Raw genomic sequence first — 22,522 nt, forward strand, 5'->3', positions numbered from 1 at the left:
ATCGGTCATCGAATGGAATTTCAGGGATCCCATGCAATACAGCACGCAACCTCTAGACATGCGCAACTTGCCTCTGGACGGCGAGAGCGCCCTCGTCACTCCGATCGGCGACGATCTTGCCCTGATTGCCGGCGTAGCCGACGCTATGACCGATCAGGTCGAAACGTTGCTCAACGGCGATCCTTCCATGTCGATGAAGGCTGATACCGTCAGCTGGGCTCGCAGGGACGCGCCTGCGGATGCTGCGATTGGTTTCGTCTCCATCGTGCCGATTCGCCTTGCCGCCAAGGTTCGCCTGCGCTCCGTGGTGATGCGGCGCAGCGGACCGCCTATCCGCTACACCCTGATCAAGCCGGCAGTCCCACTTGGCACGTTGATCTCAATCATCTCCGCCGATGCCGGCAATCGGTCGTCGATTGTCATCGACCGCATCATTCACGCGCTGATCGGCGGGAAGACCAGTCAGAAGCGGTTGGAGGCAGCCATATCGGTCCTCGGAGCCGCCGGCCCGGTGGATGGATGGATCGAGGTCATCGGCTCGATCGATACAGGCCAAGTGTTCCTCCAGGGTTGGGCCACCGATCTGCCTTGCGACAGGGTCCGGGTCCTTGCGGCCCACGAGGGATTGATAGCGGGCGACTTCAAGTCGGCCTCCGTCCCCCGCAACGACCTTGGGGAGCAAGGCAAGGGCTTTGTGGGCCTGCTCGACACGGGAGCATCGGCGATTGATCCGGGCAAGCTCAAGACGCTGTTCTTTCGCGGACGGGATGGGTGGCGGAGTCTCGAGATCTATGATCGCCGCGTCCTCCTCTCCCCGACGGATGTTCCCGCCCACATCCGGGACGGTCTCGTCCGCGCGAACGCCAACCCGGACACCATGCTGACACTTCGGCGGGCCGGAGAACGCTTCGACGGGCGCGACACCGTATCGGACCTCAAGTTGCCGGTTCGCATCGGCATGGACATGGCGGCCGAGATTCCAGGCGGCGGGATGCTGGTGGCCGGCTGGTTGCTCGATCCGGAAGGCCATGTGGATTCCCTCACCTTGCGGGCCGGCGCAATCCAGCAGCGGATCGACGAGACCTGGACCCGCCTCCCCCGATCGGACGTGTCATCGGCGTTCCAGCACAACAACCTCTTCGCCGGACGTCTCGACCCGGCCCGCAACGATCACGGCTTCCTGGCCTTCGTTCCCGGCCCGCAATCGGCCGCGGATGGACCGGTCTATTTCGAGATGGCCGTCGGCGATACCGTCGCGTTCTATCCTCTCACGCCGCTTCGCGGCATGTCCCGCCGATCCCTCGAACGGCTCATCTCGCCCCTCGACCCGCGGACGGCAGCGGCCGGAGCCGCCATCGAGCGCCATATCGGCCCCATGATGCAGGCCATGGCCGCACCTGCGCCGGCCGTCATGGAAATCCGCGACTTCGATTTCGACGATTCAGAGGCCAACCGCGCCTTGGTGATCGGAGCCGGAAGCGATGTTGAGGAAGCGGCCGTGACCCTATCCCTGCTCGCCCTGGACGCAGAGACGAAGGAGATGCCGATCATCGTCGCTGTGCCCCTGGAGGCATTCGACAGCATAGCCCCGGAAGCGGAACGGCTCTCGCGCTTCTACGGAATCAAGGTCCGGGTGATCGGCGCGACGGGCGTGCAGGATGCCTGCGACGCGTTCGAGGCCGCCATCCAGACGACGAAGGCAGAAACGCTGATCTTTCTCGCCGCCGGAGTCCTGCCACGCCAGGCTGGGTGGATCTCATCGCTGGAACGGGCCTATCGCAACCGCGGCGGCAAGGCGCTGATCAGCCCCACAATCCTCTACGAAGACAATTCCATCCGCTTCGCGGGAACGTGGCTCGATCAGGAGGAGCAGAAGCTCGTCGACCGCTATATTGGATACCCGCGCGATGTCGTGCGCGGCTCGCAGCCGACGGAGGTCATCGCCGGATCGCTCTCGTGCTGCATCGTCTCGCGCGAATCCGTCGCGTCAGTCGGCGGCTTCACCCGCTCCTATCTGGGTTCTGGCGAGAAGGGGCGCGACCTCTGCCTTAAGATGAGGCTCGGCGGGACGCCTGCGGTCTGGCTCCCTGATGTCGAGATGATTTCGGCCGACAGCGATGTCGGGCCATCGGCCTTCCCGGCGCACCGCCTGGCTCAGAAAGTCGACCGCTGGAGCTTTGACCGAAAATGGTCGCTCCTCATCAACAATATGAGGTAGTGAAAGCATGTCCAACCCCTCTCCCCGCGTCCTCATCGTTTCCCACGGTCATCCGAGCTTCTCGCTCGGGGGCGCCGAGATCGCCGCGTATAACCTGCACAAAGGCCTCAACAGGATCGGCAACGTCGAATCCCGTTTCCTCGCCCGCGTCGGGCACCCGGTCGCACGGCACAGCCGAACAGCCCTCATGAGCCTTCGGCAGACCGAAGGTGAGTTTCTCTATCATGCCGACGAGTATGACCACTTCCTCATCTCGAACAGGAACACGGAGGAAATCGAGCGCGATTTCCTGCGTGTTCTGAAGGACCTGAGGCCGGACGTCGTTCACTTCCATCACTTCATCGGCCTAGGTCTCGAAATGATCTATGCCGTTCGCCGCGCGCTTCCGGACTGCGTGATCGTCATAACGTTCCATGAATTCCTGTCGATCTGCAGCCATCATGGGCAAATGGTGAAGACCGGCGGGACGAAACTCTGCCACAGGGCTTCGCCATCGGATTGCAACGCCTGCTTTCCGGACGTTTCTCCAGCACGCTTCCTGCGCCGCGAGCACTTCATCCGAGGGCTTCTCGACGTGGCCGACTTCTTCGTGTCGCCCAGCCAGTTCCTCGTCGACCGCTATGTGGAGTGGGGACTCGACCGCTCTCGCTTCGTCGTCATCGAAAACGGCCTGGACATTGCCGAAACCGCCCCACCGCGAAGCCTGCCTCAACGGGGTGGGCGGCGCTCCCGGTTCGGCTATTTCGGTCAGATCACACAGTTCAAAGGCGTCGATGTGCTGCTCGACGCGGTCACGTGCATCCCGGACGCTGTCTGGGGCGACGATGCCCAGCTGATGATCTTCGGCGGGAACTTGGAGCGGCAGCCGGAAGCATTTCAGGACAAGATCAGGAAGCTGGTGGAGCGCGCCGGATCGCGGGTCCGGTTCTATGGATCCTACCAGAACAGCGAGATGCCGCGCCTTATGCGCTCGATCGATTGGACCATCATTCCGTCGATCTGGTGGGAGAACTCGCCGATCGTGATCCAGGAATCCTTCCATCACGGACGTCCCATGATCTGCAGCAATATCGGCGGCATGGCCGAGAAGATCGTCGACGGCGTCAATGGGCTTCATTTTCGCGTCGGCTCGTCACAGGATCTCGTCGACCGCATGACCGAAGCGCTGACGAGTCCCAAGCTCTGGAACGACCTGCGCGCGGGCATCGGGCACCCGATCACCTACGAGGAATGCGCCCGGATCCATCTCAATCTCTATCAGGAACTTGCCGCGAAGAAGGCGACGAGCTCGTCGGCAGTCGCGCTGACGGCTTAGTCTCTTATTGGCGAAGATATTTGGAGGCACAATCATGAAGCGTATTCTCGTCATCAGCCCTTCGGGCGAAGTCTACAACCACGACAATGTCCGCTGGTACCGGCACAAGGATATTCAGCGCAGCATCGACCATTACCACAACATCGGGGACGCCTTCGTCTTCGACTCATCGTTGAAGCTTCTAAACTACGACAAACTCGATGCTTTGGAGATCGCCAACCCGGATCTGACCCAGATCGACCGGATCAATGCCGAGTACGATTATGTCTTCCTGCGGGGGTCGAACTATGTCCACAAGGATATGGTCTGGGACCAGGCGGCCGACGTTCTCAAGAGGCTCAAGATACCGGTTATAGCCTGGGGCATTGGAGCTCAGGCGCCAGTCAGGGGCAAGATTGAGCTGTCGGAGGAAACCAAGACCGTCCTTCGCATCATGGCCGACTCCACCACCTCCATTGGCGTTCGCGGCGCCTACTCGGCGCAGGTGCTCTGGGATCTCGGGATCAAGAATATTCGCATCGTCGGTTGCCCGACCGCGTTCCGCCGGAACAATCCCGACCTGAACATCCGTCTGCCTCCTCTGGAGAACATCCGGACGGCCGGAATCACGGTTCGCCGCGAGGTCTCGTCCACCTATGCTCGCGACATCCAGCAATACCTGACATTCCATCGCGACCTCGTGAAAGGCCTGGCGGACCGATTCGACGTGGTGCTGATGGCGCAGGGTGAGGTCGAGGAGAAAAAGATCGTTCTCGGCACGGCGGAGCAGCGAGAGGAAGCGTTCAAGGCCCTGCGTGGCGACAAGCAGGTCAACGACTGGTACCTCGATGAAACCATGGAGAAGCTCCATCGAGAGAGGTTGTTCTATTCCGACGTGGTTGCGGACTACGAGAATCTCGTCCAGCAGAAGGATCTTGTCCTCGGGTACCGCCTCCATGGCAACCTGATGGCCCTCGCGAATGGCGTCCCGTCCATCTACTTCACCTATGACAGCCGGACGGTCGAATTCGCGGAGACCTATCAGATCCCGAGTTTCGACGTCTTCTCCGGCAAGGAGTTCAGGCTCGAAGACTACTGGGATCAGTCGCTCTTCGACAAGTTCAACCGCGCCTATCATCATACTTACCGCGAAATGCATCAGTTCCTGGTCGAGAACGGTGCGGATACGAAAATGCAGCCCGTGATGAGGCGGAGCGAGTTTCGTGAGTTGCAGGCTGCCTGATTGTCTCAGCAGGAGGCCGGATGTGTTCTGGCCTCCCTTTCACTTCTCTTTAGGTCACAGCAACGTACGAGGTCGTTCATGACTGTATTGGTAACAGGCGGCGCCGGCTATATTGGAAGCCATATGGTCCTGGCATTGGCCGACGCCGGGAAGGACGTGGTGGTCCTGGACGATCTCAGCACCGGGTTCGACTGGATGGTTCACCCGGCTGCGACCTTCATCAAAGGCGACGCGGGTGACGAGCCCCTCGTTGCGGAGATCATCCGTAAGCACTCCATCAAAGCAATTGCTCACTTCGCGGGTTCCATCGTCGTTCCGGACTCTGTCGCCGACCCTCTGAAATATTACATGAACAACACGGTCAGATCGCGGTCGCTTATCAGCGCTGCGGTGCAGAATGGCGTCGAGCAGTTCCTCTTCTCCTCGACTGCCGCCGTCTATGGCGATGCCAAGGAGAGCCCGATCTCCGAGAGCGCGCCGCTCAACCCCGTCTCACCTTATGGCTCATCGAAGCTCATGACCGAGATGATGCTGAGAGATGTGGCACGTGCACATCCTCTGCGTTTCGTGGCCCTCCGGTACTTCAATGTCGCGGGCGCCGATCCTCAGGGCCGCAGCGGTCAAAGCACACGCCATGCAACCCATCTCATCAAAGTCGCAACCCAGGCGGCTCTTGGAGAGCGATCCCACCTCGACATCTTCGGCACCGATTATCCCACGCCCGACGGCACATGCCTGCGTGACTACATTCACGTATCGGACCTAGCCCAAGCCCATGTGCTCGCCCTTGATTATCTCGGTTCCGGCGGCAACAGCACCGTGTTCAATTGCGGCTATGGCCGCGGATACTCGGTACACGACGTCGTCGAGGCCGTGAAAAAGGTCTCGGGCGTCGACTTCCCGACGAACCTTTCTCCGCGACGCGCCGGTGATCCCGCCACACTGATCGCCAGCGCCGACCGCATCCGTGCGACCCTGAACTGGTCTCCGAAGCTCGACGATCTCGAGACGATCATCCGGCACGCATTGTCGTGGGAGAACAGCCTGAAGCTGCGCAGAGCGGAAGCGGCTTAGCCGAGACCCTCACCAGCCCATACGCCTCCGGAGCTCGGCACCGACCTGCCCCACCATCGGCAGTCGGCCGACACGACCCGGCAAACACCCGATCCCAGGAGGGATTCCCTATGCTCGTCGAGATGATTGTAGACAAGCCGCTCGACCAACCTGCTCCCAAGCCAAAGGCTCCTGCCAAACCTCTGCGGGTGGCAGTTCTGTGGAAGCATCCGTCCCTGGGGCTCTACTCGAATGCTGCCTTCGATGATCTCTACAATGGGATCGGTCATAACAACGGCAATCTAGCCTTCGTCTATGCCATCGCGAGCCACATTTCCAATCCGGTCAAGTTCTTCAGCTGGAGCGCTTCGGCCGAGAACCTGAAAGAGAATGCCGACATCATCGTCATTCCATGCGCCAACCAACTGGGGCGACACACGGATTACGGCAACATGGCGGACAACCTGGAGAAAGCGGGTCTGCCGATTGTCGCCATTGGGCTTGGCGCCCAGGCAGACAGCTACGATCAGGACATCCAGCTGACCGATGGGACCCGTCGGTGGGCCCAAGTCATCGCGCGCTCCAATCCGTCCTCGGCCGGCTCGAACATCTACACGCGCGGCGCGTTCACCACGTCGCAGCTCGCCAAGCTGGCAATCCATGGCTCGGTTGCCGGCGGCTGCCCTTCCTATTTCACGAACCCGAATCCGGGCCTCGGCCAGAGGATCCACAAGAATTGGTCAGACCTCTCTCTGCCGCGCTCCATCTCGATCGCCGCGGGACATCAGGCTTGGCTGAAGACCCGCGAGATCGAGCATCAGCTGATCGGACTCATGATGGATCCCATGTACCCGGGCCAGTATGTGGTTCAATCGATGGGAGAGATGATCCGGGTCTCCCGGGAGATCTTCGACGGGATCGATCCCCATGCGCTGAAGGAAATCCACAACCATACCGTGCCGCATTATTCCTTCGAGGAATTCAAGGCCTGGTGCCGAAATTACGTCCGCTCCTTCTATGACGTTCCAGCCTGGATGGACACGTTGCGCCGGCATGACCTCACGGTCGGGTCCCGTTACCATGGTGTCGCCCTGGCCCTTCAAGCGGAGCGCATGGGCTTGACTGTGACGATCGATTCCCGGACCCGGGAGCTCTGCGAGAACACGGGCGTCCCGCATGTCGCGGCAGCCGACCTGACGGAGCCGCTCACCCGCTCCAGCCTGAAGAAGATGATCCGGTTCGATCCGGACGCCTATGACCGGCATCGGAGGGAGGCAGCGTCGCGGTATCTGGACTTCCTGACAGCGAACAGCCTGCAACCGGCCTCCTTCCTGCATCGGATTGCAGCTCCCATCTAGAGCTGTTTCCGCTCGCGTGGAATCATCTCTCTTCTTTGGCTTGCCGCATTGTCAACGGCGAACCGGATCCACTTCGCCGAAAAATGCTCTGGGATGAAGATCCATGATGAGGACGAGACATTGGAACGCCCTCGCATGGCCGGTGCTTCTTCTCGTGATGATGAGCAGGGCGGCAATCGCGGGCGAACCGCTTCACTTCCGGATCTCTCCCGAACCTGAGGTGGTCTACAGCTATGAGCGGCAGCGCTGCGACTGGCGCACGATCCCTGATTCGCCCGCTAGAGCCTATCGCCGGCGAGACGGTTCCGTTGTCCTCATCGCGGCACATTTCCGGAACAGGGTTCTGGAAGGCTCAAGCTTTGCCGATCTGCGTCCTGATTGTTCCGTCGTCTCCCAAGGCGGAGAATCGGCCGATCCCTCGACCTTCGATGATCGCTTCTGGGTGCAGAGCCTCATCCCTCTCGATGACGGCCGTGTTCTCGGTTTGGCCAGTCAGGAATTCTCCGGGCTCCGCCATGAGGGGCTTTGCGCCAAGGGGACCGGCAAGCCGGAATGCTGGTACCTTTCGCTCGTGGCTCTCGAGGCGAATGAGCGGGACTTCTCCTTTACGCTGCTGCCCCGCAACCGACGTCTTATCGCCGGGTCGAACACGCGCTTCGACACCGGCACGAAGGCGGCGGGCTTCCTCACGCTCTCCAATACCGTGTTCGATGGAGAACACGCCTATTTCGTTGCCTGGACGGAGGACGCCGCAACCCCGGGCGGACGCGGGAACTGCCTGTTCCGCGCCCCGAGGTCCGATCTCGTGGCCGGTTGGCGGGTGATGAGCGAAGGCCGCTTCGTCCCTCCACCCAACCCTTACCCGGTCGATGGCCAGAGCCCCGTTCAGGCCATATGCGACCGCCTCGGAAACGGCGACATCACTGGCAAGATTCGGTCCCTGATTCGACTGGAATCCAGGAACCTCTGGATGGTCGTGTGGTCCACGCGGGTGGATGACATTGGGGGCATCTATTATGCGACTTCGCCGGATCTTCGGACCTGGTCGGCAGCCTCCTTGCTTGCCCCGTTCGACCCGCCATGGGGCACCACCGAGAAGAAAGCCTATTACGATTATCCCTCGATCATCGATCACGACAGCCCGTCACCGGTTTTCCAGACGGTCGGGAGGACCTTCTACCTTTACATGACTCGCTTCAATTGGCAGGCGAAGCGCCCCACCATGAACAGGGACCTGGTCCGCTTCAAGGTCAGCCTGGACTGATTGGTTTGAGTCTGGCCGGGAACTCCATCACCGCGCAGAGGTGCGCCCTTCGGCAATCACGAAATCGAACAACGCGTCTGCTGGCTCGACACCGAGGCCCGGCCCGGTCGGGACTGTGTAATGTCCTTGCGCGCAGCCCATGACGCCCTCCGTGAAGGCGAGGTTCCGGTCGAAAACGGAATGCTGGTACTCATGATAGGGAACGCGCTGGAGAGCCGATGACGTCACAAGGCTCGCCGCCATGAAGATGCCAACGCTGATGGATGCGTGCGGGATGGTATTGATGTGAAACGTCTGAGCCATCCGGCCGATTTGAATGAATTCGGTTATACCGGTGTGCCCGATCTCAGGTTGGATGACGCTCATGCAGCGGGCCTCAAGCCTTGGCCGGTACTCGTAGACGGTGCGCCATTCCTCTCCGAGCGCCAAAGGCACGCCAATGCTCCTCGCAACCCGGGTCTGACCTTCGAGATCCTCTGGCTGGCATGGGGCCTCGGCGAAGTACAGGTTCGAGATCTCCAGGCGTCTGATCAGGCGTATGGCTTCCGAGGCCTCGAACTTCCAGTGCAGATCGACCATGAGGTCGATGTCGGGCCCGACCGCCTCACGCAGGGCGAGCATTTCCTGCACGATTCCGTCGTCGGATACGACCGCCGCGAACTTGATGCCACGAAAGCCCTTGGCCACCCACTCGGCGGCAAGATCACACCGCTCCTTCAGGGTGGCCCTTGGCAGGCCTGACACATAAGCCGGGATCGTCGAATGGCGCCGCCCACCGAGCAGCGTCGAGACGGAGACGCCAAGATTCTTGCCAGCGAGGTCCCAAAGGGCGATATCGACTCCGGCGAGAGCATCCACGTAGAATCCCCCGAAGAAGCCCCTCACCCGCATGAGATCGTAAAGATCCTCGTGGATCACCACAGCGTCTCCCGGATCGCGTCCAATGATGACGGGCCCGAGGACGTCGTCGATGATCGCCTTCGTTGCCTCCGGCGCCACGATCCCATAGCATTCACCCCAGCCTACATGGCCGCTCTCCCCTGTCACCTTGATGAGCAGGGTCATGTCCGTCGACGGATAGATCGTACGATTGCCTTTGCGGACCAGGTAACCGCGTTCGTTGACGGACTCTCCCTCCTTCAATGGCCCGAGATAGGGAATCTCGCGCGGAATGGAGATGATGAAGGTCTCGACCCTAACGATGGCGTCGACTGATTTGCTCATGATCGGTCAAACCGGACGATGGTGCTTGTAAGGAAGTGATGCCTCCTGAAGCAGGAGGGTGAGCTCGGCTCGATCGCCGTCGTCGAGCTTTGGCCCCTTGGCACGGACGAAGGTATTGCGAACGACTCCACGCCGACGAAGAACCTCCTTCGTCATATGCATGCGGAAGATCGCCTGAAAGGTGAGAAGAGGCAGCGAGACGGAGTACAGCCTCCGCGCGGTCGCGACATCGCCCTGGTGCCATGACCTGATCATCATGGCGTGGATGTCCGCGAGTTCACAAGCAGGCATGGTGCCGGCTGCGCCACGGGCCATCTCGTCCATGACATAGCGTCCACCCGCACCTCCGAATATCGCATCCACTGAACCGCCCACTGCGTTCTTGATCCGCGTGAGGTGCTGTCCGCAAGGTGGCGTTTCCTCCTTGATGTACCGGACCCTATCGACGGCAGACGCTACGGCCGCCACCTCCTCCGGCGTCAACCCGGCACCGATGGGCTTGGGCTGGTTCTGCAACATGATCGGGATCGTTGCATTCGCAGCGACGTGTTGAAAATATTCGGTCTGAGCTTCGATTGAGTTTCCGAGATGCCCGGGAGCCATCACCATCACGGCGGCAGCACCAATCTCCGCCGCATGGTTGACGTGCCGGGCGGCCACGGCGGGATCGGGATCACTGCCGCCGATGATGATGGGAATGCGACCGTCGATCTCTCGGGCGAGAAGATCGACTTGATTACGCCTCTCCTCCTCGCTCAGGGTCTCCACTTCACTGGCCACACCCGGATAGACGACCCCATCGACAGCGCTTTCAAGCGCAAAGCGGATGATCGACAGAAAGTCTGTTTCATCGATAGCGCCATTAGAGCGGAAGGGAGTTGCAAGGACGGGGAAAGCACCTGAAAGCGGGGTCTTCATTTGACAGCTCCTGCCGTAACGCCCTGGATGAAGTATCGTTGGAGGAAGAGGAAAGCCGCCACGATGGGGGCCGACGCCAAGAGGGATGCTGCCATCGCGCCGCCCCAATCGGAGTTGACTTCGTTCAGATAGGTGAGCAGCAATCCAGGCCCAACGGTCCGCTTGTGGTCCGAGACGATGAGCGTCATCGAATAGAGAAGGTCGTTCCAGGACCACATGAACGAGTAGAGGAATACCGTCACGATCGGCGGGATCGAGATCGGAATGACGATCGTGTGGAAGATGCGCAGATCACTGGCCCCGTCCGCCCGCGCAGCCTCGATCAACTCGTCGGGGACCTGCGAGAAATAGCTATAGAGCATGTAGGTGGAGACGGGCAGAGCGAAAACGATGTAACTCAGGATCAGCCCAGGACGGGTGTCCAGGAGGCCGGCCTCGCTCATCAGCGGATAGATGCTGATCAGAAGCAGGCCGAACGGAAACATCTGCGCAGACAGCATGAAGAGCATCGCCGGCTGCCGCCCGGCGAAGCGATACTTTGCGAAGCTGTAGCCCGCGTAAAGCGCCAGAAGCGTGTTGAGGGCCGCGCTCGATCCCGAGGCAATCAGACTGTTGAACAGGTACATCGGCAGCTTGCCCGTCGTCAGTGCCGTCACGAAATGCGCCATCGTCGGATGGGTCGGGAACGGCGTCGGAACGATGCTGTAGAGCTCGGCATTCGATTTCACGGAGGAAATCACCAACCAATAGAGTGGAAAGAACAGAAAGAGGCCGATCAGCGCGAGCGTCAGGCCGAAGACCACCTTGGAGACAGTGCCGGAAAGATCGAACATGTCAGGCGCCTTTCACCAGCATGCGCAGATACAGGAATGCGGGCGGCAGCAGGGTCGCCACCCAGAGGACGCCGATCGCCGATGCCAACCCGACATCCCATTGCTCGAAGGCGCGACGGTAGACTTCAACCGAGAGAACCGCGGTCGCGCGCACCGGCCCGCCTCCGGTCAAGGCATAGATCGTGTCGAATTGCTGCAGATTTCCGATGACGCCGAGCACCACGACGACGATCAGCACCGGGCGGAGATGGGGCAGAACATGATCTCGTAGGATTGCCCAGTTGTTGGCCCCGTCGACGCGGGCTGCATCGACCTGCTCCCGATCCAGATTCTGCAGCCCCGCCAGAAAGAAGGCCATGAAGAGCGGGATCGACAACCATATCTTGGTGATGATCACGGCAACCATGGCTCCCGCAGAGGTGGAAAGCCAGGCCTGCGGCATGGCGATGAAGCCTATCTCCAGCAGAAACGCATTCAGCACCCCGTAGCGGCTGTTGAAGATCCATCCCCAGATGAAGGCACTCACCGTGCTCGGCAACACCCAGGGAAGGAGCGACAGGGAGCGCAACAACCCTCGGCCGCGGAAAGGCTGGTTCAGGATAAGCGCCCATGCAAGTCCCAGGATGAGCGTCCCAGTGGTCGTGAAGAACACATAGATGGCAGTCGTCAGGAATGCCTGCCAGACATCCGGCGTCGCGGCGATCTTGGCGAAGTTCCCTAGGCCGTCGAACCGAGGTGCTTGCGTCTCAAGCGTGTATTCGAAGAGTGAGAGCGCCAGTGCCTGAAGGAAGGGATAGAGAATAATGCCTCCGAAAGCGACCGCCGCCGGAAGGAGGAGCAGCAGGCCAATGCGGCGCTGGCCGGCCATGAGACCACCGCGGACGGCATGCGGCGAAACCTGGGTGGCCTCGGAAGCGGATGAGATCTCGGCGGCAAGGGTCATGGGATCATCACGTGCAAAGAGAGGCGTGTGGATCGCGGCTGGCTGCCCCCAAGGGCAGCCAGCCATGCCGGTCAGTTCTGCTTGCTGACATTCGCCATGGATGTCTCAAGTCGCTTCTGCATCGACTGGATCGAATCGTCGATGCTCTTCTGGCCGAGCAACGCGCCTTGCACCTCCTCGCCGATGATCTGCGTGAGTTCGGCAGCGTTCGGCCAAATACCGACTTCGTTACGGCGAGGGTTGCCTGCAGCCTTTGCCCAAGCCGTCAGGAACGCGTCGCCCGCCACCTTCGGATCGGCGCGTGCGGATTTCGTGACAGGAAGAGCGCTCTGTTCAAGCGGGAACTTGGATTGCGCCTCGTCGGACGTCAGATAGGTGATGAACTGGCTAGCCAGCGCATCGGCATTGGCCTTGCCGGTGGATGAGAACTGCACCAGCAGATGACCCCACTGAATCGAGGCGGGCTCCCGGCCGGCGATAGCGATCGGCGTCGCGAGAGGCAGGACGTTCGCATCGAAGGCCGGCCCCTGGCCGGAGAAGCTGCGCAGGTGCGTCCTGGCCTGCGGTGCATCGAAGAAGAAGGCGGAGGCTCCCTGCGCCACAAGGCGACGAGCATCGGGTCGATCGATCTCGGGGGCGGCCAGACGGTCTTTCATCAGCCCAACCATGAAGCCAAGCGCCTGCTTGCCGGCGTCCGTGCTCCCGATCTTCACTTTTCCCTGTTCGTCGATGATTTCACCGCCGAAGGTCCAGGTCCAGATCATGAAGTCGAGCAGGATCGAACCGTTATTCTTGGTTGCCATCGTGTATGGCACCGAGTTCGGTACCTTGTCACGCACCGCCACCAGGGCGCTCCGGAACTCCTCGACGGTCGTCGGCGTCTTGCTCACGCCGGCCTTCTCCAGCACCGCCTTGTTGGCAATGAGGCCGATGGAACCGGAAATGAGCGGCAAGGCCAATTGCTTCGAGCCGACCTGCCCCATGGCAAGGGCATCGGGAGCAAACATCGCAGCCAGCTTGTCCTTGCCATAGACCTCGTTCAGATCGACGAGACCAGCCACGTTGGCAAAGCTTGGCAGCCAGCGCTCTGACAATTGAGCGACACTCGGCAGAGTTTTGGAGCGCGCCCTCAGGAAGATGTTCTTCTGCATGTCACCCCAGGCATAGCCCAGGGGCTCGACTGTGAGCTTGGTCTGAGCCTCGAATCCCTTGAGCAATGCATCGACGGATGGCTTGGCAGCCTCTTCCGCATAACTGAAGCTCATGAAGCTGACATCGGCGGCTTTGACGGCTTGACCCGGCAGGGCGAGACTCGCTGCTATAACGGCAGCGGACGCGATCGACTTGAATCGTTTCATCGTTCTTCCTCCCGATACGGAGCAAAGCCCCATATTCCTGCGCACGTGCTTTGACCGAGGATGGCCGTGCGCTAGACCACCCCTCCGTCGACGATGAACGTCTGCGCCGTAACGAGACGCGAGTCGTCGGCGGCGAGCCAGAGCGCCATCCGGGCAATATCCGGAGGCAACAGATGCTCCTTGAGGCACTGTGCTTCGAGGTATTCCGAAAACTTGCCTTGATAGATGCGCTTCGCCCGCTCGACTTGGCGCTCTGTCAGGACCCAGCCCGGCGCGATGGAATTGACGCGGATGTTGCGTTCGCCGACCTCTCGTGCGAGCGACTTGGTCAAACCCATGACGGCAGACTTCGCTGTCGTATAGAAAATCAGCCCGGAGGCTCCGCGCATCCAGGAGATCGATCCCATATTGATGATGGAGCCGCCCCCTGCTCGGGCCATGTCGCCGATCACGGCCTGCGCGGCGAAGAACTGGTGCCGCAGGTTCGTCTGGAAGCGCTCGTCCCAGTATTCGGGCGTTACGTCTTCGATCGGCATGCGGTCGTCATTGCCGGCGTTATTGATCAGGATCCGAACTGGCCCGATCCGTTCCGAAAGTGACCCGATGGCAGATCGAAGCGCCGGGATGTCGCGCAGATCTGCCGCCTCATAATGCGGCTGGTTCCCTGTCGCTTCCGCAACACGCCGAGCCGTCTCATGGGCGTAATCCTGGCTCAGATCAATGAAGCCAACGCGTGCACCTTGTCCGCAAAAGTGCTCGACCAGAGATGCTCCGATCCCGGACCCACCTCCCGTAATCAGAACGCCTTTTTCCCTCAAGCTCGGATAGGTGGCGCAATCCACCGTCACGCGCGGGATGAGCTCAGGATGGAGGCTCATGCCGCATTCCTCGCCATCGGCTTTGCGGAAACCAGCGTCCGGCCGTCCGTTGAGAAGACATGGACGGCATCCGGATTGACCAGGACGCCTACCCGTTCGCCCTGGCTGATCGGGCGCTCTCCATCGAGGCGAACGACAATCATCTCGTCGGTGCCGTCGAGCGCCACATAGGCGTAGGTATCGCTGCCGAGATGCTCTGTCATGGCGACGCGACCGTCGAGAGCATTGCTGGTTCCCGGTGCGCAGAGCTCAAGATGCTCCGGGCGCACGCCAATCTCGTGGGCAGCTTCAGGCGGCGACGTGTTCAACGAGACGGAACCGCCGGGCACTCTCACCCGTCCGCCATCGAGGCGGTGTCCCTGGACGATCAAGAAGTTCATCCGCGGGCTTCCAATGAACCCTGCGACGAAACGATTGGCCGGAGTGTTGTAAAGATCCAGCGGTGAACCGATTTGCTCGACCTTGCCAGCGTTGAGCACCACGATCTTGTCCGCGAGCGTCATGGCCTCGATTTGATCGTGAGTGACATAGATCATCGTGGTGCCGAGACGCTCCTTCATGCGCGCGATCTCGATGCGCATCTCGACCCGGAGTGCCGCATCCAGATTGGAGAGAGGCTCGTCGAACAGGAAGATCTTCGGCTCCCGAACAATCGCACGACCGATCGCGACGCGCTGACGTTGACCGCCTGAAAGCTGACGTGGCTTGCGGTCGACGTATTCGGCGATCCGTAGCACGCGGGCCGCCGCCTCGACCCGACGGCGGATCTCCTCCCGCGGAGTGCCGGCCAGTCTCAAGGCATAGCCCATGTTGTCGGCGACAGTCATGTGCGGATACAGCGCATATGACTGGAACACCATGGCAATTCCGCGCTTGGCCGGGGGCACGTCGTTCACCACTTGACCGTCGATGATCATCTGACCGGACGAGATCTCATCGAGACCGCAGATCAGGCGCAGAAGCGTGGATTTGCCACATCCTGACGGCCCAACGAAAGCGGCGAACTCGCCGTCTTCGACTGCCAGGTCGATCCCCTTGAGCACGTCGACATTTCCGAATGACTTCCGCACCTGATGAAGCTCTAGCTTGGCCATATCGATTGCGTGTCCCTGAAGTATCCGTCACCCGCCGAAGACGTTTTCCGGCAGCCCCTTGATGCCGGTCTCGATGGCGAAAACGCTGCCCGACAGCGGAGCATCGGCGATTTGTCCCGCAGACAGGCGAATGCGAGCTGAGGTCACGAAGAGTGTCTGCATCTCCGCACCCCCGAATACGCAGCTGGTGGGTCGGGGCACCGGCAGGTTGATGACACGCTCCACCCGCCCTTTCGGGTCATAGCGCGTGACGCACCAACCATCCCAATGTGCACTCCATACGAAGCCCTCGGCATCGATGGTCAAGCCGTCCGGCTTGCCCTCGCTCTCGGGCACGGTCACGAAAATGCGCCTGTTCTCGATGGATCCGGTCTTGCTGTCGAAATCATAGACGTAGATCGTCTGCTTGGCGGTGTCGGTGAAGTAGAAGAGACGATCGTCGGGGCTCCAGCCCAAGCCATTCGAGACGTGGAAGCCCCGGTCCATTTCATGAACCCGGCCGTCCGGGTCGAGCCGCCAGAGCGAGCCTTGCCCCGGCGTCGTGTCGATGGCGAGCGTGCCGGCCCAGAGCCGGCCACGGCGATCGCATTTTCCATCGTTGAACCGGTTGCCTGGGCGGCCGGTCTCTGGTCGGGCAAGCACCATGCTCTCGTTCGACGCCGGATCGATGGCTCGCACCTCGTTCTGCATGCCGGCAATGAACCCCCCTGCCTTGCGCGGGATCAGGAAGCTCGTCAGCTCGGGCATCGGCCAGGAGCGGTAGGACCCCTTGACAGGGTCGCCCATGCAGACGGACGGCGCGAGAATGTCGACGAAATAGAGCTGCTGGTCTTGGACGGACCAATGCGGCCCTTCGCCCAGGAACAGACTCGCGGGAATGGCACACCGCACGTCGTCTCGGTCGGCACCGAGCGGCCGGGGGTTGATATTCAGCGACATCGCCACCTCGCCGATATTGCCGGAAATCCGCCGGGCAGCTTCGATGACGTCGCGCCCGAGAGCATGAAGGCGCTCGGGCGGCAACCGAAAGGACGGACCGATCACGCCGATCGCACCCAATGGCTTGGCCTCATGATCCAGAATGGGCGCGGCCACTGAGCTGATGCCGATATTCTGCTCGTCGATGGAAACCGCATAGCCGCGAGCCTTGGTGAGATCGAGTTGACTGACCAGTTCGTGGAAATCCGCAATCGTGTGGGGAGTGAGGCGCTGCAGCTCTGCCTCACTCAGGAGCCTGCGTCGCATTTCGAGCGAGAGATGCGCCAGAATCGCCTTGCCGAGACCGCTCGCATAAGGCTTGGCCCGGCTGCCGACGCCGTTGCTGAGGCGCACAGGCTGCGGGGCTTCGCGTTGATCGATGTAGAGGATCTCGTCCCTATCGAGGATTCCGAGGCGCACCGTCTCGCCTGTGAGGTCCCGCAGGCGTTCGAGTTCCGGCTCGGCCGCGCCGCGCAGATCGAAATCGTCCCAGACCCGGTGCGCCCATTGGAACAGGCGTGAACCGAGGCGATACGTCTGATCCCGGCCGTCGAGCTTCAGAAGCCGCTCGTCGACAAGCGCCTGGAGGGTGCGGTGGAGCGTACCCTTGGGCATGCCGGAGCCTTCAAGAAGATCCGTGAATCGGGGAGGCGCCGCGGCCGAAGCCACGAGTTCGATGAGCTGAATGCCCCGCGTCAGCGCCTGCACACCCGGAACTGGCCCCGAAGCGCCGCTTTCGACTTCATCGTCGACTTTCAGCTCCGCCTGCATGGGTCCCATCACAGCTCCGTCGAAAGGATGAGCCTCTGGCCCGATTGACCCTTCCGGATGGCTGGAATTATGTTGGAACCGAGTTCCAAGTCAACCCGCCTTTCGTTGAAGAGGCTTTCCGCCATGAGAATCACAGCCATTCACCATGTCCTTGTGCGGGTCCCGTTCACGGAAGATATTCTGTGGGGTTCGGGCCGCAGGATCGGCACGACCCGGCTCATCTGCCGGATCGAGACCGATGCGGGGATCGTGGGATGGGGCGAGACGATCTCGCTGATCGCAGCCGTACCGGCGGTGTTCTCCGACGTCGTCGCCAGGGTGGGACTAGGCTATCCCGTGGCCGACGTGGAGCGCCTGCACCGGCATGTTCTGGGCGCCGGCTATTACCACCACAAGAGGGCGGCCGTCATGGCGGTCGCCGCCCTCGAGATGGCCATGTGGGATGCCCTGGGCAAGCAGGCGAAGCTCCCCTTGTCGAGCCTCTGGGGCGGGCGCTGGCGCAACGATGTGGAAGCAGCCGCCTATCTCTTCACAAGGGACGCGAAGCAGCTGAAGGACCGGATCGGACGGTTCCTCGACGCCGGCTATGAGACCTTCAAGGTCAAGATCGGGTTCGACGAGCCGAGCGATATCGAGTTGGCCGCAGCCTCCCGTGAAACCATCGGAACACGGGCTCTGCGGCTCGACGTGAACGGCGCCTGGACACCCGGCACCGCCAGACGGCAGTTGGAAAAGCTGCGGGCCCTCGACCCGGCCTATGTGGAGCAGCCCCTGGAACTCGACGATCTGGCGGGCCATGCGCTCCTGCGGCGATCGACGCCCGTTCCAATCGCCCTCGACGAGAGCGCCTATACCCTGTCTGACATCGGCAACATCGTGCGCTCCGAGGCCGCGGACGTGGTATTGCTCGATCCGCACGAGGAAGGCGGGCTGTGGCAGACGATCAAGGCCGCGGCCATCTGCGAGGCTGTTGGAATCCCGGTGACGTTGCACTCGGGCGCGGAACTGGCGCTGTCACAGGCGGCCTACATCCACCTCGCAGCATCGATCCCCAACATGAGCCTAGCCATCGATACGGAACGTGCCTATCTCGGTGGAGACATCTCTCCCGCTCCTCCGGCTTTGCTGCTTGGACGTTTTCAGGTCCCGGACGCACCAGGCCTCGGCGTCGAAGTCGACGAAGAGGCGGTGCGACGCTATGCGGTCGACAGCATCGTGGGAGCCTACCTCGACGAGAAGCGCAAAGACTGGTTCCCGGTCAAGCCAGCCTACTAGAGGGGTTCAGCATGTTCATTGCGATCGAATGGACCTCGATGGCCTTCCACGCCTTCCTCTTGTCCCATGACGGATCCCTTCAGGGAGAGCGGCAGGAGGCGAGAGGAATCAACCATGTCGGAGACGGCGCTTTCGAAAACGCTCTCCGCGACATTGTCGGGGATTGGGCGACAAAGGCCAGCCGCATCTATCTCGCCGGTATGATCACCAGCCGGAACGGCTGGGTGGAAACACCCTATGCGCAGACACCCGCCTCCCTGAGCGACATCGCCACGCAAGCAGTCGTGAAGCATAGCGACAGCTTGCCGCCCCTCATATTTCTGCCGGGCGTCTCGGTGCGCGATCCCTTGCCCGACATGATGCGAGGCGAGGAACTCAAGATCTTCGGCGCCATGGGTCAATCCAGCGGCCTTGTCGTCCTTCCCGGCGCTCACAGCAAGTGGGTCTCCGTCAAGGAGGGGCGGATCGAGCATTTCGCCACCTATATGTCAGGCGAGGTTGCCACATTGCTGAAGTCGAACTCCCTCGTCGGCAAGCTGATCCCGGACCAGTCGATCGACAGCCAGGAGGCTTTCCTGCGCGGTGTCAGACTTGCGCAGGAGAGCCGCATCGGAGGACATATCCTGCGCCGCATCTTCTCGGCGCGCAGCTACGCTCTGTGTGGAGAACTGTCTCCCGCGGAGATCAGCGATTACCTTTCGGGGCTGCTGATTGGCGCGGAGGTGAGGGAGGCGATCGCGGAATTCAGCGCTCCGGACAACCATGTTACCATGATCGGCGCCCCATCCTTATGCCGGCGCTACGGCTTGGCATTGCGGGAAGCCGGGATGATGCCGTCGGCGATCGACAATGCCGTTCTGCGGGCCTTTCAAGCCCTTTGCATCAGCCGCTGGGAATGAGAGTGACCTGGTCGCACCTGAGCACACGTCTCGAACCCAATGCGCCCACGGCTTGGAACACGGCTTGGAACCTCGCCCTGCCTTAAGCTTGCAGATGGAATGTCTCCGGCGCCGATATCCAGCCGGTTGTTTATACATTGCCGATTTTCGATATAGAATTACAGTTCATGGGGACCGCGCCGCGAGGGGAACCCAGGGCTTGGCTGGTGATTGCCCTATACGGACCCCGACGAACGCATCAGATAGCGGAGCGCCGCCTTCATGCCCATTCCTTTGCCCAATCAGCCTTACCCGGAGCCGACGCCGGCGGACCCCAATCCAGCACCGGTGAGTCCCCCCACCCCCCCGGAGGCTCCTCAGCCCGAACCCATTGGCGTTCCGCCCACGACGCCGGGCGATATACCACCGCCGGGTGAACCGGTCGGGGTGCCTCCCACATCACCGCCGGAGATCCCCGTCACGCCGACGACGCCTCAACCGACCGCCTGACGGGGTATGAAGGATTGCGGCGCCCAAACTGCTACGGTCCGATCGGCATTCCCGACAACGGGCCCCTTCAGAAGCGCTGTGCCGAATAAGGCTTCAGATCGATCGGGCCGGATCGCCCATCGACCAAGTCCGCGACCAGCAGCGACGTGATCGCCGCCTGGGTCAGACCATGATGGCCATGACCAAAGGCATAGACCACGCGGCTGTCCCGTCTGGACGGGCCGATGACGGGAAGAGAGTCGGGAATGGACGGGCGAAGGCCCATCCAGAGTCTTGCATCCTGTGTCGCATCGAAGTCGGGAAGGAAGCGCTTCAGGCGAGAGATCATCGCCGATGTGCGATCATGATTGGGATGGGCGTCCAGCCCGGCGAACTCAACGGCGCCGCCAACCCTGTCTCCGGTATCAAGGGGCGTGGTGACGAAACCCTCGCCCTCGAACATGACGGGACGGTTGAGACCGAAGGCGCCCTTGGGATAGGTGGCATTATAGCCGCGCTCCGTGTCGAGAGGGATCTTATCTCCCAGCATCCTGGCGAGCGGCCGTGACCATATCCCGGCGGCAACGACGACCTTGTCGGCAGAGACGAATTTCGTGGAATCGTCCATGCGGATATGGATCTCGTTGCTTGCCGGTTCCACCGCCAGAGCGCGGCCAGCCACCTGCCCTGCACCTCGCTCTCGAACAAGCCTCAAAAGATCCGACGCCAAATCGGCCGGGTCGGAGATGTGGCAGGCCTCCCGATAGAGCACACCCGCTTCGATGTTCCGAAGCGCAGGCTCCATCCGCATGAGATCTTCGCCATCCAGCACATCGATCTCGATGCCGAGTTCACGCTGGCGATCGAGGACGTCCCTGGCCCTCAAGAAGCCCCCATGATGCCTCCACACGGAGAGAATGCCGTTCTCTCGCAGGTGATCGCCCAGATCCAGGGAGGACAGAAGCCCTTTCCAGGATGGCAGAGCCTCCGCGTTGATCGACCGTATGGCAGCCATGCTCGCCTTGATCCGCATCGGAGACGACGACATCACGAAACGGATCAGCCAAGGCAACAGAGTTGGAAGGTAAGCGGGCCTGATGGTGAGAGGACCCAGCGGGTCCATCAGCCACTCGGGAAGGTTCCTCCAGACCTTTGGCGAGGCCAAGGGCATGATGTCCGTATGAGCGATCCAGCCGGCATTGCCGTCCGTCGGCCGTGTCGCCCGATCGCCCGGTTCGATGAGAGTAACCCTATGTCCTCTGTCGAGGAGAGCATGAGCGGCCGCCAGGCCAACGATTCCAGCACCGATGATCGCGATCCGCATCCTGAATCCTGTTCACGTGAAAACTGGCCCTCAGACAGTCAGGAGCATCATGCTCGCAGGGCCCGGTCCACAACCTGGAATCCGTGCGCGAAGGGATCGCGATCGTCGATGACGATCGTATTGAACCCTGTGACCCGGGCCCATCCCTCGATCGAGGGAATGATGGCGTCACGGTCTCCGACCTTCGTCCGCCCCTCGATGCGACCGGTGAAGGTGGAGCCGATGATGCTCTCATGAACGAACTCATCGCCTTCCTTCAGATCTCCCCGCGCCGCGAGATGCGCCATGCGGGCAGAGGTCCCGGTTCCACAGGGTGAACGATCGATCGCCTTGTCGCCGTAGAACACGGCGTTCCGGGCCGTCCCACCCTTCGTCTGCGCGCGCCCCGTCCAAAGAACATGAGTCAGGCGGTTGATCTCCGGGTTTTCGGGATGCTCAATCCGATACCGGGCATTGAACGCCTCCCTCAGCCTGGGGCTCCAGCGCAGGACGTCTAAAGGATTGATGTCGGCCAGGTCGGAGTAGAGAGCCTGCGGCTCGACGATGGCGTAGAAGTTGCCGCCATAGGCGATATCCACGGTCACAGAACCGAGCCCTTCCACCTCGATCTCGTATCCTGCGCCATAGAGGAAGGAGGGAATGTTGGTGATCCGGACCCGTTCGATGAAGGGGCCGTTCTGCTCATAGCGCGCCTCGACGACCCCTGCCGGCGTATCGAGCCGTAGGAGCCCTGGCGTCCTGGGATGGATCAAGCCGTTCTCGAGCGCAATGGTGACCGTCCCGATCGTCCCGTGCCCACACATCGGGAGACAGCCGGACGTTTCGATGAACAGGATGCCCACATCGCAATCGGAGCGCGTGGACGGGTAAAGAATTGAGCCGGACATCATGTCGTGCCCACGAGGTTCGAACATCAAGCCGGTTCGGATCCAGTCGTATTCCGCAAGAAAATGCTGACGGCGCTCGAACATCGTTTCCCCCTTCAGCAGGGGAATGCTACCGCCGGATACCACCCGAACCGGGTTGCCGCAGGTATGACCATCAATGCAAAAGAAGGTGTGGCGCGCCATCGCTCACTCGCTGATCAGAGATTTTGACGACTTCCATAGAAGCGGCGAAGGACATCGGC

Annotated in this window: 18 protein-coding genes; 8 read left to right on the top strand and 10 right to left on the bottom strand. The window is 61.3% G+C overall.

Features of this window, described 5'->3' with window-relative positions; translation table 11 throughout:
* Positions 1-58: 58 nt before the first annotated feature.
* The 6 genes from NF876_RS22665 to NF876_RS22690 all read left to right on the top strand — a co-directional run bounded on the left by NF876_RS22665 (position 59) and on the right by NF876_RS22690 (position 8,430).
* The gene (locus NF876_RS22665) at positions 59-2,218 is read left to right on the top strand and encodes a hypothetical protein (RefSeq protein WP_262270812.1); all 2,160 of its coding nucleotides are present in this window, start codon (positions 59-61) and stop codon (positions 2,216-2,218) included.
* 7 nt (positions 2,219-2,225) lie between these two features.
* Positions 2,226-3,533: a glycosyltransferase family 4 protein gene (locus NF876_RS22670; RefSeq protein WP_262270813.1), complete on the top strand. Its 1,308-nt coding sequence runs from the start codon at positions 2,226-2,228 to the stop codon at positions 3,531-3,533.
* A gap of 34 nt (positions 3,534-3,567) precedes the next feature.
* The gene (locus NF876_RS22675) at positions 3,568-4,755 is read left to right on the top strand and encodes a polysaccharide pyruvyl transferase family protein (RefSeq protein ID WP_262270814.1); all 1,188 of its coding nucleotides are present in this window, start codon (positions 3,568-3,570) and stop codon (positions 4,753-4,755) included.
* 78 nt (positions 4,756-4,833) lie between these two features.
* Positions 4,834-5,829 carry a UDP-glucose 4-epimerase GalE gene (galE, locus tag NF876_RS22680; protein ID WP_262270815.1) on the top strand — a complete coding sequence of 332 codons (996 nt, stop codon included), beginning with the start codon at positions 4,834-4,836 and terminating at the stop codon, positions 5,827-5,829.
* 110 nt (positions 5,830-5,939) lie between these two features.
* Complete coding sequence (locus tag NF876_RS22685) at positions 5,940-7,166, top strand: polysaccharide pyruvyl transferase family protein (RefSeq protein WP_262270816.1); 1,227 nt, start codon at positions 5,940-5,942, stop codon at positions 7,164-7,166.
* Positions 7,167-7,269: 103 nt separating this feature from the next.
* The gene (locus NF876_RS22690) at positions 7,270-8,430 is read left to right on the top strand and encodes a hypothetical protein (RefSeq protein ID WP_262270817.1); all 1,161 of its coding nucleotides are present in this window, start codon (positions 7,270-7,272) and stop codon (positions 8,428-8,430) included.
* A gap of 27 nt (positions 8,431-8,457) precedes the next feature.
* Here the strand turns inward: NF876_RS22690 and NF876_RS22695 are convergent, their stop codons facing one another.
* The 8 genes from NF876_RS22695 to NF876_RS22730 all read right to left on the bottom strand — a co-directional run bounded on the left by NF876_RS22695 (position 8,458) and on the right by NF876_RS22730 (position 17,436).
* The gene (locus NF876_RS22695) at positions 8,458-9,654 is read right to left on the bottom strand and encodes a mandelate racemase/muconate lactonizing enzyme family protein (RefSeq protein ID WP_262270818.1); all 1,197 of its coding nucleotides are present in this window, start codon (positions 9,652-9,654) and stop codon (positions 8,458-8,460) included.
* A 6-nt stretch (positions 9,655-9,660) separates the two neighbouring features.
* Entirely contained in the window at positions 9,661-10,680 is a 1,020-nt protein-coding gene (locus NF876_RS22700) for a dihydrodipicolinate synthase family protein (protein WP_262270819.1), read from the bottom strand.
* Positions 10,569-11,405 (bottom strand): carbohydrate ABC transporter permease, encoded by an 837-nt coding sequence (locus tag NF876_RS22705; protein ID WP_262270820.1) that lies wholly within the window; start codon positions 11,403-11,405, stop codon positions 10,569-10,571. The genes NF876_RS22700 and NF876_RS22705 overlap by 112 nt, the downstream gene beginning before the upstream one ends.
* A 1-nt stretch (position 11,406) precedes the next feature.
* Positions 11,407-12,348: a carbohydrate ABC transporter permease gene (locus NF876_RS22710; RefSeq protein ID WP_262270821.1), complete on the bottom strand. Its 942-nt coding sequence runs from the start codon at positions 12,346-12,348 to the stop codon at positions 11,407-11,409.
* 71 nt (positions 12,349-12,419) lie between these two features.
* Complete coding sequence (locus tag NF876_RS22715; protein WP_262270822.1) at positions 12,420-13,706, bottom strand: extracellular solute-binding protein; 1,287 nt, start codon at positions 13,704-13,706, stop codon at positions 12,420-12,422.
* Positions 13,707-13,777: 71 nt separating this feature from the next.
* Positions 13,778-14,584, bottom strand: a complete 807-nt coding sequence (locus NF876_RS22720) for an SDR family NAD(P)-dependent oxidoreductase (RefSeq protein WP_262270823.1) — start codon at positions 14,582-14,584, stop codon at positions 13,778-13,780.
* The gene (locus tag NF876_RS22725) at positions 14,581-15,678 is read right to left on the bottom strand and encodes an ABC transporter ATP-binding protein (protein WP_262270824.1); all 1,098 of its coding nucleotides are present in this window, start codon (positions 15,676-15,678) and stop codon (positions 14,581-14,583) included. The genes NF876_RS22720 and NF876_RS22725 overlap by 4 nt, the downstream gene beginning before the upstream one ends.
* Before the next feature lie 27 nt (positions 15,679-15,705).
* On the bottom strand, positions 15,706-17,436 hold the full coding sequence (locus NF876_RS22730) for an SMP-30/gluconolactonase/LRE family protein (protein WP_262270825.1): 1,731 nt from the start codon (positions 17,434-17,436) through the stop codon (positions 15,706-15,708).
* Between the two features lie 114 nt (positions 17,437-17,550).
* Between NF876_RS22730 and NF876_RS22735 the strand changes: the two genes are divergently transcribed.
* Together NF876_RS22735 and NF876_RS22740 are read left to right on the top strand one after the other, a co-directional pair.
* Positions 17,551-18,702, top strand: coding sequence for a mandelate racemase/muconate lactonizing enzyme family protein (locus tag NF876_RS22735; protein ID WP_262270826.1), 1,152 nt, complete (start codon positions 17,551-17,553; stop codon positions 18,700-18,702).
* Between the two features lie 11 nt (positions 18,703-18,713).
* Entirely contained in the window at positions 18,714-19,601 is an 888-nt protein-coding gene (locus NF876_RS22740) for a 2-dehydro-3-deoxygalactonokinase (protein ID WP_262270827.1), read from the top strand.
* Positions 19,602-20,157: 556 nt separating this feature from the next.
* Here the strand turns inward: NF876_RS22740 and NF876_RS22745 are convergent.
* Positions 20,158-21,393, bottom strand: a complete 1,236-nt coding sequence (locus tag NF876_RS22745; RefSeq protein WP_262270828.1) for an NAD(P)/FAD-dependent oxidoreductase — start codon at positions 21,391-21,393, stop codon at positions 20,158-20,160.
* 47 nt (positions 21,394-21,440) lie between these two features.
* Positions 21,441-22,463 (bottom strand): 4-hydroxyproline epimerase, encoded by a 1,023-nt coding sequence (locus NF876_RS22750; protein ID WP_262270829.1) that lies wholly within the window; start codon positions 22,461-22,463, stop codon positions 21,441-21,443.
* Positions 22,464-22,522 lie beyond the last annotated feature (59 nt).

It is taken from the genome of Microvirga yunnanensis (assembly GCF_025460875.1).